We start from the raw sequence: 15,230 nt of genomic DNA on the forward strand, positions 1-15,230 counted from the left end.
CTGTTCGGCGATCCGCCGCTCACCGCACCCGGCCGCTCAGCCACGGGGTGAGGGCGAGCATCGGCATGAACTCCTTGTGCGTACGGTCCCCGGGCAGCGGGACCATGAGGAAGTAGCCGGGCGGGAAACGGCGTGCCTTGACCCAGGCGTGGCCCTCGTACAGCGAGCGCAGGAAGGCGGGGACGTCGGCGCGTGCCACGTCGGGGCAGTCGACGCCGTCCACGCCGATCAGCGCGTCGTCCTCGGGGAAGAGACGGACCCGTACCCGGGGCGAGCCGCCGAGTTCCACCAGGGCCTCGTGCGGCAGCGAACCGTCCGGGTCCACGGTGACGCCGACGCCGGCGGCGCTGCGGCGGGAGGTCTGGTCGGCGCCGATGTCGTGCGTGACCCGGATGTCCCGCCCGTACGCGGCGGCGAGGGTCCGCAGGGCGGCGACGGCGGACTCGGTCGTCGGGAATTGGTCCATACCTCTGCTCATGCCGGGGAAGACGCCCCCGGGCGGCCGGAGGTTCAGCCCCGGCCCGGGAACCGCAGATGGCGGGGCGGCACCGCCTTCGTCAGCCAGACCCCGTTCGCGCTGACGTGGAAGACGTGGCCGTCGCGGTGCATGGCCCCCGCGTCGACCGCGAGGACCACGGGCCGGCCGCGCCGGGCGCCGACGCGGGTCGCGGTCTCCCGGTCGGCCGAGAGGTGCACGTCGTGCCGGTTCATGGGGCGCAGCCCCTCGGCGCGGATCGCGTCCAGGAAGCGGGCCACGGTGCCGTGGTAGAGGTACGCGGGCGGGGTGGCCGGCGCCAGTCCCAGGTCGACCGCGACGCTGTGGCCCTGGCTGGCGCGGATGCGGGTGCCGTCGACGGCGAACCGATGCTTGTCGTTGGCGGCGACCACCTGGTCCAGCTCCTCCCGGGTGAAGCGGAACCCGTGGGCGCCCGCCGCCGCGATGAGGAGGCCGATCTCCACCCAGCCGCCCTCGTCGAGGGTGAGCCCGATCTGCTCGGGCTGGTGGCGCAGGTGCTTGGACAGGTACTTCGACACCCGCACCGTTCGTCTTTCGTCCATCCCTCCAGGGTGACGCGCGAGAGGTACGTCACGCGAACGATTTCCCCGCGGAGGTTTGATCCACAGCCAACCACGCTTATCCACAGGCCCAGTTGTCCAGTCTGTGGACAACTCGGCGTCTCGTCGGGCCATTTGGAGCTCTAGAGTCGCGGCTCCACCCGCGCCAGCGCCCGCAGCACCCGCGGCGCGAACCGCGCCAGCGCGTGGGCGCCGCGCGCCTCGGGCGTCACCGGCACCACCGCCGCGTTGTCCGCCACCGCGCGCAGGATCGCGTCGGCGACCTTCTCCGGCGGGTAGTTGCGCACCCCGTACGCCCGCGCGGTCCGCCTCTGCCGCCGCTTCTCCTCCTCCGCGTCCACGCCGACGAAGGTGGCCGTGCCGGTGATGCCCGTGTTGACCAGCCCGGGGCAGATCGCGCTCACCCCGATGCCCCGGCCCGCCAGCTCCGCCCGCAGGCACTCGCTCAGCATCAGCACCGCCGCCTTGGAGGTGCCGTACGCGGACAGCACCCGGGACGGCTGGTAGGCCGCCGCCGAGGCGGTGTTCACGATGTGCCCGCCCTGGCCGCGCTCGGCCATCCGCGCGCCGAAGAGCCGGCAGCCGTGGATGACGCCCCACAGGTTGACGTCGAGCACCTTGCGCCAGTCCTCGGGTGTGGTGTCGAAGAACGAACCGGACAGGCCGATGCCGGCGTTGTTCACCAGCACGTCCACCACACCGTGATCGCGGTGCACCCGCTCCGCGAGCTTCTCCATGGCCTGCGCGTCGGAGACGTCCACCGTCTCCGCCCAGGCGTCGGCCGCGCCGATGAGCCGGCTCATCTCGGCGGTCCGGGCGGCGCCCTCCGCGTCCCGGTCGACGGCGATCACGCGCGCGCCGGCCTCCGCGAAGGCGTACGCGGTGGCCCGCCCGATACCGCCGGCCGCACCCGTGACCAGCACCAGCTGTCCGGCGAACCGGTCGGCGTACGGGCCGCCGCCCGCCCGCTCGGCGCCCGGCCGGCCGCCCTCCACCGAGGTCACGAAGTCGGTGATCCACCCGGCGAGCCGGTCGGGCCGGGTGCGCGGAACCCAGTGCCGGGCGGTCAGGGTGCGCCGGGTCAGCCGCGGCACCCACCGCTCCAGGCCGTCGTACAGGCGGGGGGAGAGGAACGCGTCGTCCAGGGGGGTGATGAGCTGCACGGGCGCGTGCGCGTACGCGTCGGGGCGCGGGTGGCGCAGCCGGGCGCGGACGTTGTCCCGGTACAGCCAGGCGCCGTGGGCCGCGTCCGACGGCAGGGAGGGCGTCGGGTAGCCGTCGCCGGGCACCTGCTCCAGGCGGCGCAGCAGCCCGGGCCAGCGCTTGCCGAGGGGGCCGCGCCAGGCGAGTTCGGGGACGGCCGGCGTGTGCAGCAGGTAGACGTACCAGGACTTGGCGCCCTGGCCGAGGAGCTGGCCGACCCGGCGCGGGGTCGGCCGCTTCACCCGCTCGCCGATCCAGTGGCCGAAGTGGTCCAGGGACGGCCCCGACAGCGAGGTGAAGGACGCGATCCGCCCCTCGGTGCGCCGCACCGTGACGAACTCCCAGGACTGCACCGAGCCCCAGTCGTGCCCGACCAGGTGGACCGGGCGGTCGGGGCTGACGGCGTCGATCACCGCCAGGAAGTCGTCCGTCAGCTTCTCCAGCGTGAACCCGCCCCGCAGCGGTTTCGGCGCGGTGGAGCGGCCGTGGCCGCGCACGTCGTACAGCACGACGTGGAAGCGCTCGGCCAGCCGGGTAGCGACCTCGGACCAGACCTCCTTGCTGTCCGGGTAGCCGTGGACGAGGACCACGGTCGGCGCCCCGGGATCGCCCAGTTCGGCCACGCACAGCTCGACCCCGCCGGTGCGCACCCTGCGTTCGCGTGCCTCCACGCCGGTCACTCCCCCTTCGCCCAGCGCCGCGTGTGCGGCAGATCGTCGTCCAGCCAGAACGCGCTCTCATCGGGGTCGGCCGAGTCCGTCACCACGAGGATCTCCTCGAACTTCGCCCCCGTTCCCCGGAACCCGAGGTGCGGCTCGACCGCCCACAGGCCCGGCCGCGGCGGGTGGTCGGAGAAGCGGTACGGCGACCACAGCGGCGACCAGCCCTCACGGTGGCCGTGCAGCACGTCGGAGAGCAGCCCCTTCAGGGACTGCGTGCCGAACCCGAACACATGGGGCGCGAAGCGGCGTTCGCGCACCCGGTCCACCTTGTGCGCGATCACGCCGAACGGATACGCGCGGTGCCGGTTGGCGTACCCCTGGCGGACCATGAGGCGGTCCACGTCCTGGTAGATCTCGCGCAGCGACCGCCGCTCGCGCACCTCGCGCAGGATCAGCGCCCGGTGCTCCTCCAGGTCGGCCATCAGCCTGTCCTGGAGGGGGTTCGGGCCCAGCGACCCGGAGTAGCCGATGTCGGCCGTGTACCCGCCGTACACCGGTGCCATGTCGAGGATGAACGGCATCCCCGGCTCCAGGCGCCGGTCGGTGGGGAAGAACTGCAGGGGGATCCGGAACCCGGTGAAGGCCGTGCGGTCGCCGAACCAGGCGAACGGGAGGTGGAACCAGTCGCGCACCCCGCGCTCGCGCAGCCACTCCCGCTGCATCCGCGCGGCCTCACGCTCCGTCACCCCGGGTGCCAGCCGGGCCGCGACGGACTCGGCGCACTCGTAGGCGAGACGTTGTACGTTCCGGAAACCTCGCAGCTCCGTCGCGCGTTCACTGGATGACGCCGTAGTCATGCCACCTCGCCCACCGTTGCGGTACGTGCCCGTAACTTGACACCGCAGAATCTCGCACTTGTTAGACCTGGCGTCAATAGGCGGGGCCGGGCCCGTCCGCCGACCGGCCCCGTACCTCTCAAGGAGGGGGTCCCTTACGGAACCCCTACATCTGAGGTCTGACCCCAACACGGCTCTGCGGTCTGACGACCGGCCGGGCTCCCGTCACTACCGTCGAGGACGTGACTGTGATCGCGACCGAAAGCCTGAGCAAGCGGTTCCCCCGGGTGACCGCGCTCGACCGGCTGTCCGTGGACATCGGAGCCGGTGTGACCGGACTCGTCGGAGCCAACGGCGCCGGCAAGTCCACCCTGATCAAGATCCTGCTGGGTCTGTCCCCCGCGAGCGAGGGCCGCGCCGAAGTGCTCGGCCTCGACGTCGCGAGCAAGGGCGCCGCCATCCGCGAGCGCGTCGGCTACATGCCGGAACACGACTGCCTGCCGCCCGACGTCTCGGCCACCGAGTTCGTCGTGCACATGGCCCGCATGTCCGGCCTGCCGCCCGCCGCCGCCCGCGAGCGCACCGCCGACACCCTGCGCCACGTCGGGCTCTACGAGGAGCGCTACCGCCCCATCGGTGGCTACTCCACCGGCATGAAGCAGCGCGTCAAGCTCGCCCAGGCGCTCGTCCACGACCCGCGGCTGGTCTTCCTCGACGAACCGACCAACGGCCTCGACCCGGTCGGCCGTGACGAGATGCTCGCCCTGATCCGCCGCATCCACACCGACTTCGGCATCTCGGTCCTCGTCACCTCCCACCTCCTCGGCGAGCTCGAACGCACCTGCGACCACGTCGTCGTCATCGACGGCGGCAAGCTGCTGCGCTCCAGCTCCACCACCGACTTCACCCAGACCACCACCACCCTCGCCGTCGAGGTCACCGACAGCGACACCCACCCCGACGGCACCCGCGCGGTCCGCGAGGCGCTTCACACGCGCGGGGTGACCGTCCAGGACGGCAGCGACGGCCTGCCCGGCGCCGGCCACATCCTGCTGCTCACCGCGGCGGGCGAGGAGACCTACGACCTGGTGCGCGACGTCGTCGCCGACCTCGGCCTCGGCCTGGTCCGCATGGAACAGCGCCGCCACCACATCTCCGAGGTCTTCAAGAACGAGGAAGAGCAGCCCAAGGAGGCCGTCGGCCATGGCAGCTGACCAGCCCACAGCCACCGCGCCGGGCGCCCAGTCCCGGATCCACGACATCGGCTACCGCAACTACGACGGCCCGCGCCTCGGCCGCTCGTACGCCACCCGCTCCCTCTACTCGCAGTCCCTGCGCGGCGCCTACGGCCTCGGCCGCTCGGCGAAGTCCAAGGTGCTGCCGATGCTGCTGTTCGCCGTGATGTGCGTCCCCGCGGCGATCATGGTCGCCGTCGCCGTCGCCACCAAGGCGAGCGAACTCCCGGTGGACTACACCCGCTACGCCATCATCATGCAGGCCGTGATCAGCCTGTACGTCGCCTCGCAGGCACCCCAGTCCGTCTCGCGCGACCTGCGCTTCAAGACCGTACCGCTGTACTTCTCGCGGCCCATCGAGACCGCCGACTACGTACGGGCGAAGTTCGCGGCGCTGGCCTCCGCGATGTTCCTGCTCACCGGGGCCCCGCTGGTGGTGCTCTACGGGGGCGCGCTGCTGGCCAAGCTCGACTTCACCGACCAGACCAAGGGTTTCGCGCAAGGGCTCGTCTCCGTGGCACTGCTCTCCCTGCTGTTCGCCGGCCTCGGCCTCGTCATCGCCTCGGTGACCCCGCGCCGCGGCTTCGGCATCGCCGCCGTCATCGCCGTGCTGACCATCTCCTACGGCGCGGTCTCCACCCTCCAGGCCATCGCCGACACCAACGGCAACTCCGTCTCCGCCGTCTGGATGGGCCTGTTCTCCCCGGTCACCCTCATCGACGGAGTGCAGTCGGCCTTCCTGGGCGCCTCCTCCGCCTTCCCCGGCGGGGTCGGCCCCTCGCACGCGCAGGGCGCGGTGTACGTCCTCGTCACCCTCGGCCTGATCGCGGCCGCCCACGGCCTGCTGATCCGCCGCTACAAGAAGGTGGGACTGTGACCACGCTGCAGATCGACCACGTCTCCCGCTGGTTCGGCAACGTGGTCGCCGTCAACGACATCACCATGACCATCGGCCCGGGCGTCACCGGCCTGCTCGGCCCCAACGGCGCCGGGAAGTCCACCCTCATCAACATGATGGGCGGCTTCCTCGCCCCCTCGACCGGCACGGTCACCCTCGACGGTCAGCCGGTCTGGCGCAACGAGGCCGTCTACCGGCACATCGGCATCGTCCCCGAGCGCGAGGCGATGTACGACTTCCTCACCGGCCGCGAGTTCGTCGTCGCCAACGCCGAACTGCACGGCCTCGGCGCCCGGGCCGCCCAGCAGGCCCTGGCCACCGTGGAGATGGAGTACGCGCAGGACCGCAAGATCGCCACGTACTCCAAGGGCATGCGCCAGCGCGTGAAGATGGCCAGCGCCCTGGTCCACGAACCGTCCCTGCTCCTGCTGGACGAACCCTTCAACGGCATGGACCCGCGCCAGCGCATGCAGCTGATGGAACTGCTGCGGCGCATGGGCGACGAGGGCCGCACGGTGCTGTTCTCCTCCCACATCCTCGAAGAGGTCGAACAGCTCGCCTGGCACATCGAGGTCGTGGTCGCCGGCCGGCACGCGGCCAGCGGCGACTTCCGCAAGATCCGCCGCCTGATGACCGACCGGCCGCACCGCTACCTGGTCCGCTCCAGCGACGACCGCGCCCTCGCGGCCGCGCTGATCGCCGACCCGTCGACGTCCGGCATCGAGGTCGATGTCGCCGAGGGCGCGCTCCGCGTCCAGGCCGTCGACTTCGGCCGCTTCACGGCACTGCTGCCGCGGGTCGCCCGGGACCACGGCATCCGGCTGCTCACGGTCTCGCCGTCCGACGAGTCCCTCGAGTCCGTCTTCTCGTACCTGGTCGCGGCGTAGGAGGCCCTGATGTACGACCCCACCGTCGCCCGGCTCACCTACCGGGCCCTGCTCGGCCGTCGCCGGGCGCTCATCCTGGGCGCGCTGCCGCTGCTGCTCGTCGTGATCTCCGTGATCGTGCGGTCCCTGACGGGCGCCGACGACCAGACCGCCGCCGACCTGCTGGGCGGGTTCGCCCTCGCCACCATGGTGCCGATCATCGGCGTCATCGCGGGTACCGGCGCGATCGGTCCCGAGATCGACGACGGCTCCGTCATCTACCTGCTGTCCAAGCCGCTGAAGCGGCCGACGATCATCTACACCAAGCTGATCGTGGCCATCGGCGTCACCATGGTGTTCTCCGCCCTGCCCACCCTGATCGCGGGCTACATCCTCAACGGCAACGGCCAGCAGATCGCGGTCGCCTACACGGTCGCGGCCCTGGTGTCCTCGATCGCCTACGCCGCGCTGTTCCTGCTGCTCGGCACCGTCTCGCGGCACGCGGTGGTCTTCGGGCTCGTCTACGCGCTCGTCTGGGAGGCACTGTTCGGCTCCCTCGTGCCGGGCGCCCGCACCCTCAGCGTCCAGCAGTGGTCGCTGGCCGTCGCCCACAAGGTGGCCGGCGGCGACCTCGTCACCTCCGACGTCGGTCTGACCACGGCGACGGTCCTGCTGGTCGTGGTCACGGCGGCGGCGACCTGGTACGCGGGCCGGAAGCTGCGGACACTGACGCTCGCGGGCGAGGAGTAGCCGTCCGCGCGGGCCCGGACGCCCGCGCCGCGCCGACGCGAGCGGGAGCCCGATTTCCGGCCGTGGCTCTGCCGACGAACCGCCCGCGGGTCGGTCCGTCGGCAGAGCCTGCTGCCGTCGGTGCCGCTGCCGTCGGTTCCACTGTCGTCGGCGCCACCGCCGCCGACCGCACGCAAATTCGGTGGCGCCCAAGGGGGCGCCACGGCACAGTGGTTGCTGTCCACACCGCCGGACCGCACGGTCCGGCCACCGACTGGGAGAGGAGCGGGACGATGCCCATGCACGGCAGTACGTCCGGCTCCCGACAGGGCGGCCCGCGGCGGGCTCCGGAGTAGCCATTACCTCTCCGAAGAGCCCGCCCCGCACGGGGAGCCGCCCGGGGCGGCCGCTTCGAGCACGCGAAGTCGCTCTCGCGTGGGCCGCCCACCCGGAGGATTGGCCGAGAGGCAAGGCACCGGCTTGCTAAGCCGCGGTCGGGGGAAACCCCGCGCACGTTCGATCCGTGCATCCTCCGCAAGACGTCACCACCGGCACCCGGCGCGCCCCCCTGAGCAGTGAGGGTCACGCCGGATCACGCCGGGCCCGGTGGGATCGTCCTGGTCGGGCGGCGGGGCCCGCCCGGACCGCTCGTCCGCTGTGTCGCCATGCCCCACACCCCGGTCGGCCGTGCCCCGGTCGGTCAGTGGCCCAGGTCGTACTCACGCGATCGCATGAGGGGGAAGCCGGCAGCGGTCCGGCGGCCGCCGACGCCCGGTCAGCCCAGCAGGCGCTCCAGCACCACCGCGATGCCGTCGTCCTCGTTCGAGGCCGTCACCTCGTCGGCCACGGCCTTCAGCTCCTCGTGCGCGTCCGCCATCGCCACGCCCCGCGCGGCCCACCCGAACATCGGGATGTCGTTCGGCATGTCGCCGAAGGCGATGGTGTCGGCGGCCTTGAGACCGAGGCGGCGGGCCGCGAGGGAGAGGCCGGTGGCCTTGGTCAGGCCGAGGGGCAGCAGTTCGACGATGCCCGCGCCGGCCATGGCGACCCCCACGAAGCCGCCCGCGATCCGGCGGGCCGTCTCGGCCAGCTCGTCGTCGGACAGCTCGGGATGCTGTATGTAGATCTTGTTCAGCGGGGCGCTCCACAGATCGGCCGCGTCGGTGAACGGCGTCGACGGCAGCCGCCCGGTGACCGCGTACCCCGGGCCCACCAGGACCTCGCCGTCGAGGCCGTCCCGGCTCGCCGCGAGGTGCAGCGGACCGGTCTCCGCCTCGATCTTGGCCAGCGCCACACCGGCCAGCTGCCGGTCCAGGGTCACGGACGTCAGCAGACGGTGCGCCCCGGCGTCGTACACCTGCGCGCCCTGCCCGCAGACCGCGAGCCCCCGGTAGCCGAGGTCGTCGAGGACGTGCCGCGTCCAGGGGGCCGCGCGGCCGGTGACGACGATGTGGGCGGCGCCCGCCGCGGTGGCCGCGGCGAGCGCGTCACGGGTGCGCTGGGAGACCGACTCGTCGGAGCGCAGCAGCGTGCCGTCGAGGTCGGTGGCGATGAGCCCGTACGGGAAGCTCACCGGGCCACCGGCTCCAGGACCTCCCGGCCGCCCAGGTACGGCCGCAGCACCTCGGGGACCCGGACCGAGCCGTCGGCCTGCTGGTGGTTCTCCAGGATCGCCACGATGGTGCGGGGTACGGCGCACAGCGTGCCGTTGAGCGTCGCCAGCGGCCGTACGGTCTTGCCCTCACGGACGCGGATCGACAGCCGGCGGGACTGGAACTCGGTGCAGTCCGAGGTCGAGGTCAGCTCGCGGTACTTGCCCTGGGTCGGGATCCACGCCTCGCAGTCGAACTTCCGCGCGGCCGAGGAGCCGAGGTCACCGGTGGCGACGTCGATCACCCGGAACGGCAGTTCCAGCGAGGTCAGCCACTGCTTCTCCCACTCCAGCAGCCGCTGGTGCTCGGCCTGCGAGTCCTCCGGGGCGACATAGGAGAACATCTCGACCTTGTCGAACTGGTGCACGCGGAAGATGCCGCGCGTGTCCTTGCCGTGCGACCCGGCCTCGCGGCGGAAGCAGGGGGAGAAGCCCGCGTAGCGCAGCGGCAGCTTCTCGGCGTCGATGATCTCGTCCATGTGGTAGGCCGCCAGCGGCACCTCGGACGTGCCGACCAGGTACAGGTCGTCCTTGTCGAGGTGGTAGACGTCCTGCGCGGCCTGGCCGAGGAAGCCGGTGCCGGCCATCGACTGGGGGCGGACCAGCGCCGGCGTGAGCATCGGGGTGAAGCCGGCGGCGGTGGCCTGGGCGATCGCCGCGTTCACCAGGGCCAGCTCCAGCAGGGCGCCGACACCGGTGAGGAAGTAGAAGCGGGAGCCCGACACCTTCGCGCCCCGCTCGACGTCGATGGCGCCGAGCGACTGGCCGAGCTCCAGGTGGTCCTTCGGGGCGAAGCCCTCGGCGGCGAAGTCGCGGATCTCGCCGTGCGTCTCCAGCGTGGCGAAGTCCTCCTCGCCGCCGACCGGGACGTCGGGGTGGACCAGGTTGCCGAGCCGGAGCAGCAGCTCCTGGGTCTCCGTGTCGGCCGTGTCGCGCTCCGCGTCGGCCGCCCTGACGTCGGCCTTGAGCTGCTCGGCGCGCTTGAGCAGCTCGGCCTTCTCCTCGGCGGAGGCCTTGGGGATCAGCTTGCCGAGGGACTTCTGCTCGGCGCGCAGCTCGTCGAAGCGGACGCCGGACGACCTGCGCCGTTCGTCGGCGGACAGGAGAGCGTCGACGAGCGCGACGTCCTCTCCACGGGCACGCTGGGAGGCGCGCACACGGTCGGGGTCCTCACGGAGCAGGCGAAGGTCAATCACGGGGTCAAGGCTACCGGTGCGCGGTCATCGCCCTCGACTCACTATTCCCGCCTGCGCCTTACCCGCCGTTCTGGGGCAATTGCCGACTGTGTCGGGAGGTGTCAATGAAAAAGCGTCTCACTCCCTGGGACGGGGCAGGTGAGAGGTCCCGCGTTGACCGGACTCCCTTGTGGGGAACGGCACTTGTCCACAGGCGGGGGGTGTGCGGCGAAGTTATCCACAGGGTGTGCGGAAGATCTGTGGACGTGGGAATTGATCATTCCGCAACGGGGTCCCTGAGGGAGAAAGTGTTGATCAAAACGCCCTCCAGCTCACTTTCGAGTGGAAAAGGGTCGCCCCAAAGGATTGATCGAAGGAAACAAGTGGACGAAGGGTGATGTGTGGGGTGAGTGCCCCCCAGGAGGACCATAGGGCGATTTGTCGACCGACCGGCCTGCGCGTGTCGACTTGTCCCCAGGTCGAGAAGCCAACCTGTGGATAACTTCTGTGGATAACCGGAAGCCCCCGGAGGGGCGGCTAGAAGCGCCCGTCCTGGCAGCGCGCCACCCAGTCCGCCGCCGCGGTGAAGTCCCCGTCGGTGGTTCCCTGCCGCGGGGGCGCCACCTCCGCCGACGTGAGGTCCGCCCGCGGGTACGACCCGAGGAACCGCACCTCCAGGCAGACCCGCTTCAGCCCCATCAGCGCGTCGGCCACCCGCCGGTCGGAGATGTGCCCCTCGGCGTCGATGCAGAAGCAGTAGTTGCCGATGCCGGCCCCGGTCGGCCGGGACTGCAGCAGCATCAGGTTGATGCCCCGGGTCGCGAACTCGCCCAGCAGGTCACGCAGGGCACCGGGGTGGTCGTCACGCTGCCACAGCACCACCGATGTCTTGTCCGCGCCGGTCGGCGCCGCGGGCCGGGCCGGGCGCCCCACCAGCACGAACCGGGTCTGGGCGTTCTCCGCGTCGTGGATCCCGGTCTCCAGCGCCTCCAGGCCGTACCGGGCCGCCGCGAACTCACCGGCGAAGGCCGCGTCGTACTGCCCCTCCTGCACCAGGCGCGCCGCGTCCGCGTTGGAGGCGGCCGACTCCCAGGCCGCGTCCGGGAGGTTCTTGCGCAGCCAGTTGCGCACCTGCGGCTGGGCCGCCGGGTGCGCGGAGACCGTCTTGATGTCCGCCAGCTCCGTGCCCGGCCGGACCAGCAGCGCGAAGGTGATCGACAGCAGCACCTCGCGGTAGATCATCAGCGGGGCACCCGCGACCAGCTCGTCCAGCGTGGTGGTGATGCCGCCCTCGACGGAGTTCTCGATCGGCACGAACGCGGCCTCCGCCTCCCCGACGCGCACCGCGTCCAGCGCCGACTGCACGGACACGTACGGGACCAACTGCCGGGTGGCCGCCTCGGGCAGCGTCCGCAGGGCGACTTCGGTGAAGGTGCCTTCGGGGCCGAGATACGCATAGCTGGCTGGCATGACCTCACCCTAATGGGCCCGCGCGCACCCGGCCGGTGCGTCTCACGACAATCACTCGGCCGGGTGGTTTGAAACCCCGTAAGGGTCAGACGAGCCCGCGCACCGCTCATCCCTCCAGCAACGCCTGCCCCACATATTCGCCTTCCGCAGCCCCACCCGGCACCGCGAACAGCCCGCTCGTCTCGTGCCGGATGAACGCGGACAGCGCGTCGCCCCGGTCGAGCTTGCGCTGCACCGTGACGAAGCCGCGCAGCGGATCCGCCTGCCAGCAGATGAACAGCAGCCCCGCGTCCGGCGTGCCGTCCGCGTCGATGCCGTCGTGGTACGAGAACGGCCGCCGCAGCATCGCCGCTCCGCCGTTCTGGTCGGGCCGGCTGATCCGGGCGTGCGCGTTGACCGGCACCACCAGATCACCGCTCGCGTCGGTCTTCTCCAGGTCCATCGCGGTGGTCTCGGTGCCCCCGGTCAGCGGCGCCCCGTCGGACTTGCGGCGCCCGATGACCTGCTCCTGGGCCGCGACCGACAGCTTCTCCCAGTCGTCGAGGAGCATGCGGATCCGGCGCACCACGGCGTAGGAACCGTCCGCCATCCACGCCGGCTCCCCGTCGGACGGCACGAAGATCCGACGGCCGAAGTCCGCCTCCGACGGCTTGGGGTTGCGGGTGCCGTCGATCTGGCCCATCAGGTTGCGTGCCGTCATGGGGTGCGCGGTGGCGCCCGGCGTCCGGTTGAAGCCGTTCATCTGCCAGCGGACCCTGGCCGCCCGCCCGGCGTCCTTCTGGATCGCGCGCAGTGCGTGGAAGGCGACCAGCGCGTCGTCGGCGCCGATCTGCACCCACAGGTCGCCGTCGCTGCGCTTCCTGTCGATGTGGTCCGAGGAGAACTCCGGCAGCGGATCGAGGGCGGTCGGCCGCTGCTTCTCCAGGCCGGTGCGGGAGAAGAAGCTGTGGCCGAAGCCGAAGGTCACGGTCAGCGAGGACGGTCCCGCGTCCCGTGCCACATCGGTGTCGTCGTGCGGGGCCGCCTCGCCCGCCATCAGCCGCTGGGCCGTTCCCGACCAGCGGCGCAGCAGCGCGGCGGCCTCCTTGCGGCCCGCCCCGGGCATCAGGTCGAAGGCGACGACATGGCCGCGGGCCTGCAGGCCCTGCAGGATGCCTGGCTGATGTTTCCCGTGAAACATCACCCGCCCGCTGCCCACGGAGGACAGCGGGGCCGCCTGGGCGGGGGCGGCGGCGTAGCCGGCACCCGCGCCGGCCGCGCCGAGCACCAGGCCGGTCGCGCCGGCGGTGCCGAGCAGCGCGCGCCGGGAGACGCCGGAGGTCTCCGGCGGGGACGGGGGGACGGACGTGGGGGCGTCTTGAGTGGACTGGTCGGGCATGTGGGGTCAGCCGATCTGAGCGTTCTTGGAGACGGTCGCCTGGTCGATGTCGGAGGTCCGCACGGTGACGGCGATCTTCCACTCGCCGCCGAGGGGGATCTGCACCCCGCTCGCCGACCAGTGGCCGGTGGCGATGTGGTCGGGGACGACGGGCAGCGGCCCGATGCCCTGGGCTTCGAGAGTGAAGGCGAGCTTCACCTCGGGGATGTCGAAGGCGCGCCCGTTGGGCCGGGTGACGTAGACGTGCAGGTCGTTGCCGCCCACGCGCGCGGGGTCGATGTCGACGCTGACGACGCCCTTGCCGTCCGTGCCGCCGGTGTCGAAGACCATGTCGAGGGTCACCGCCCCGGTCGTACCGGACGCGGCCGCCGCCGCCGTACCCGCCGTCGCCGCTTCGGCCGCCAGTTCGGTGCGGCCCGGCTCGGTCGAGGTCAGCGCGGTGGTCACGGCGAGCACCGCGACCGCGACAACGGCCTCCACGAGTACCGAGCGGCGCAGTCCGAAGCGGCCCGGGTCGGAGTCGCGCAGCCGCTTCTGCCGCGCGGCCGCCATGGCGGCCCGCTGCCGGGCGAGCTGGGCGGCCCGCTCGGACCCACCGGCCGTGTCGACGCCGAGGGCGCCGGTGCCGGCTGTGCCGGGGCCCGATGTGTCGGTGGTCGCCGTGTCGACGCCGACGGTGTCAGTGCCGGCCGTACCGGCGCCCGCCGTGTCGACGCCTGCCGTGTTCTCGGCGCGGCCGGCGGCGCCTGGTGCGGCGGCCGCGGCGACCCGCTCCTCGCGGGGCGCCTCCTCGTCGTCGTCCACCTTCGCCGGGGTCGCGTCGGCCAGCCGCGCCGTCCACCGCCGCGACAGCCAGGCGACCCCGAGGACCACCGCCACCAGCCCGATCTTCACCAGCAGCAGCCGCCCGTACGCCGTGTCGGTGAGCGCCGACCACGCGCCGAGCTGCCGCCAGGACTGGTAGACGCCGGTCAGCACCAGCGTCACGACGGCACCGGCGGCGACGGCCGAGAACCGCCGTACCGCCGCGGCCTCCACGGGCCGGTCGGCGGGCGCCCGGTACAGCGCGACCAGCAGCGTGGCGAGCCCGCCGAGCCAGGCGGCGACGGCCAGCAGGTGCAGGATGTCGACCGGCATGGCGATCCCGGGCTGGAGCCCCGTGGAGGCGTGCTCGGACATCGCCCAGCCGGCGGCGAGCCCGGCCGCGACGACGGTCCCGCCGACGGCCAGCCCGAAGGTGAGGTCCCGCCGCTCGTCGCCCTCCCGTTTGTCGTACGCGCCGAACAGCACCGCGACGAAGAGGGCGGCGGCGGCCAGCAGCAGCAGCCGGGAGACCAGCGCCGCTCCCGTCTTGGTCTGCAGCACCTCGCCGACCAGGTCCAGGTCGAAGACGTCGGCGAGCTTCCCGGAGCCGGTGTACGAGCCGCGCAGGAGCAGCAGGGACAGGGTGGCGGCGGTGAGCGTGACCCAGCCGGAGACGACCAGCCGCTGCACCGCCCGCACCGAGGTCCCACGCGGCCAGCAGGCCAGCACGAACGCGGCACCCCCGGTCATCACCACGAATCCGGCGTACGACAGGTAGCGCCCGAGCCCGTACAGCCGGCCCACGATCCCGCCGCCGGCGGTCGGCGTGTCCACCGAGGCGGTGGTCGCGGAGGGCGCCCCGATCGAGAAGGTGAAGGCGCCGGCGACGGGATGGCTGTCCGCGGACACCACCTGGTAGGTCACCGTGTAGGTGCCGTCGGGCAGTCCGGCGCGCAGCCCCACGGCGTACGTGGTCCCGCTGACGTTCGCCGGTCTGCCGGTGTCGACCCGGCTGCCCTTGGGGTCGAGGACGCGCAGCCCGTCGGCGGCGGTCGCGACCTGCTCGGAGAAGGTCAGCGAGACCTGCCCGGGAGCCTTGTCGACCACCGTCCCCTGAGCGGGGTCGCTGCCGGTGAGCGCGGCGTGCGCGGAGGCCGGGCCGGCGCACGCGAGCAGCGCGCCGGCGACGGCCAGCACCAGCAGTACCAGCGTTCGGACGCGGGGGGCGATGGCCTGCGTCAAGGTG

The 15,230-nt window shown here is 72.4% G+C and carries 13 protein-coding genes and 1 tRNA gene; 5 read left to right on the forward strand and 9 right to left on the reverse strand.

The window, feature by feature from the left end; all coding sequences use genetic code 11:
- Positions 1-19 precede the first annotated feature (19 nt).
- The 4 genes from AC3ET3_RS01195 to AC3ET3_RS01210 form a co-directional block, all read right to left on the reverse strand.
- Positions 20-466 (reverse strand): hypothetical protein, encoded by a 447-nt coding sequence (locus AC3ET3_RS01195; RefSeq protein ID WP_432136602.1) that lies wholly within the window; start codon positions 464-466, stop codon positions 20-22.
- A 44-nt stretch (positions 467-510) separates the two neighbouring features.
- Positions 511-1,059 (reverse strand): RNA 2'-phosphotransferase, encoded by a 549-nt coding sequence (locus tag AC3ET3_RS01200; protein WP_432136603.1) that lies wholly within the window; start codon positions 1,057-1,059, stop codon positions 511-513.
- Positions 1,060-1,199: 140 nt separating this feature from the next.
- Positions 1,200-2,960, reverse strand: coding sequence for an SDR family oxidoreductase (locus AC3ET3_RS01205; RefSeq protein WP_435611462.1), 1,761 nt, complete (start codon positions 2,958-2,960; stop codon positions 1,200-1,202).
- Entirely contained in the window at positions 2,957-3,799 is an 843-nt protein-coding gene (locus AC3ET3_RS01210; RefSeq protein ID WP_435611463.1) for a M24 family metallopeptidase, read from the reverse strand. Before AC3ET3_RS01210 ends, AC3ET3_RS01205 begins: the two co-directional genes overlap by 4 nt.
- Before the next feature lie 227 nt (positions 3,800-4,026).
- Here AC3ET3_RS01210 and AC3ET3_RS01215 point away from each other — a divergent pair, with 227 nt between their 5' ends.
- The 5 genes from AC3ET3_RS01215 (at position 4,027) to AC3ET3_RS01235 (ending at position 8,041) form a co-directional block, all read left to right on the forward strand.
- A complete protein-coding gene (locus tag AC3ET3_RS01215; RefSeq protein WP_432136670.1) occupies positions 4,027-4,992 on the forward strand; it encodes an ABC transporter ATP-binding protein in 966 nt (321 codons plus the stop codon).
- Entirely contained in the window at positions 4,982-5,890 is a 909-nt protein-coding gene (locus tag AC3ET3_RS01220) for an ABC transporter permease (protein ID WP_432156530.1), read from the forward strand. The genes AC3ET3_RS01215 and AC3ET3_RS01220 overlap by 11 nt, the downstream gene beginning before the upstream one ends.
- Entirely contained in the window at positions 5,887-6,798 is a 912-nt protein-coding gene (locus tag AC3ET3_RS01225; protein WP_435611464.1) for an ABC transporter ATP-binding protein, read from the forward strand. The genes AC3ET3_RS01220 and AC3ET3_RS01225 overlap by 4 nt, the downstream gene beginning before the upstream one ends.
- Before the next feature lie 9 nt (positions 6,799-6,807).
- Complete coding sequence (locus tag AC3ET3_RS01230; RefSeq protein ID WP_435611465.1) at positions 6,808-7,527, forward strand: ABC transporter permease subunit; 720 nt, start codon at positions 6,808-6,810, stop codon at positions 7,525-7,527.
- 429 nt (positions 7,528-7,956) lie between these two features.
- Positions 7,957-8,041, forward strand: a tRNA-Ser gene (locus AC3ET3_RS01235).
- Between the two features lie 240 nt (positions 8,042-8,281).
- Here AC3ET3_RS01235 and AC3ET3_RS01240 read toward each other — a convergent pair.
- The 5 genes from AC3ET3_RS01240 to AC3ET3_RS01260 all read right to left on the reverse strand — a co-directional run bounded on the left by AC3ET3_RS01240 (position 8,282) and on the right by AC3ET3_RS01260 (position 15,226).
- Positions 8,282-9,079 carry an HAD family hydrolase gene (locus AC3ET3_RS01240; protein ID WP_432136609.1) on the reverse strand — a complete coding sequence of 266 codons (798 nt, stop codon included), beginning with the start codon at positions 9,077-9,079 and terminating at the stop codon, positions 8,282-8,284.
- Positions 9,076-10,353: a serine--tRNA ligase gene (serS, locus tag AC3ET3_RS01245; protein ID WP_432156528.1), complete on the reverse strand. Its 1,278-nt coding sequence runs from the start codon at positions 10,351-10,353 to the stop codon at positions 9,076-9,078. Before serS ends, AC3ET3_RS01240 begins: the two co-directional genes overlap by 4 nt.
- 516 nt (positions 10,354-10,869) lie before the next feature.
- Positions 10,870-11,802, reverse strand: coding sequence for a prephenate dehydratase (gene pheA, locus AC3ET3_RS01250; RefSeq protein WP_432136611.1), 933 nt, complete (start codon positions 11,800-11,802; stop codon positions 10,870-10,872).
- Positions 11,803-11,908: 106 nt separating this feature from the next.
- Positions 11,909-13,180: an iron uptake transporter deferrochelatase/peroxidase subunit gene (gene efeB / locus AC3ET3_RS01255; RefSeq protein WP_432136612.1), complete on the reverse strand. Its 1,272-nt coding sequence runs from the start codon at positions 13,178-13,180 to the stop codon at positions 11,909-11,911.
- A 6-nt stretch (positions 13,181-13,186) separates the two neighbouring features.
- Complete coding sequence (locus AC3ET3_RS01260; RefSeq protein WP_435611466.1) at positions 13,187-15,226, reverse strand: copper resistance CopC/CopD family protein; 2,040 nt, start codon at positions 15,224-15,226, stop codon at positions 13,187-13,189.
- Positions 15,227-15,230: the final 4 nt, after the last annotated feature.

Source organism: Streptomyces sp. bgisy159 (assembly GCF_057707805.1).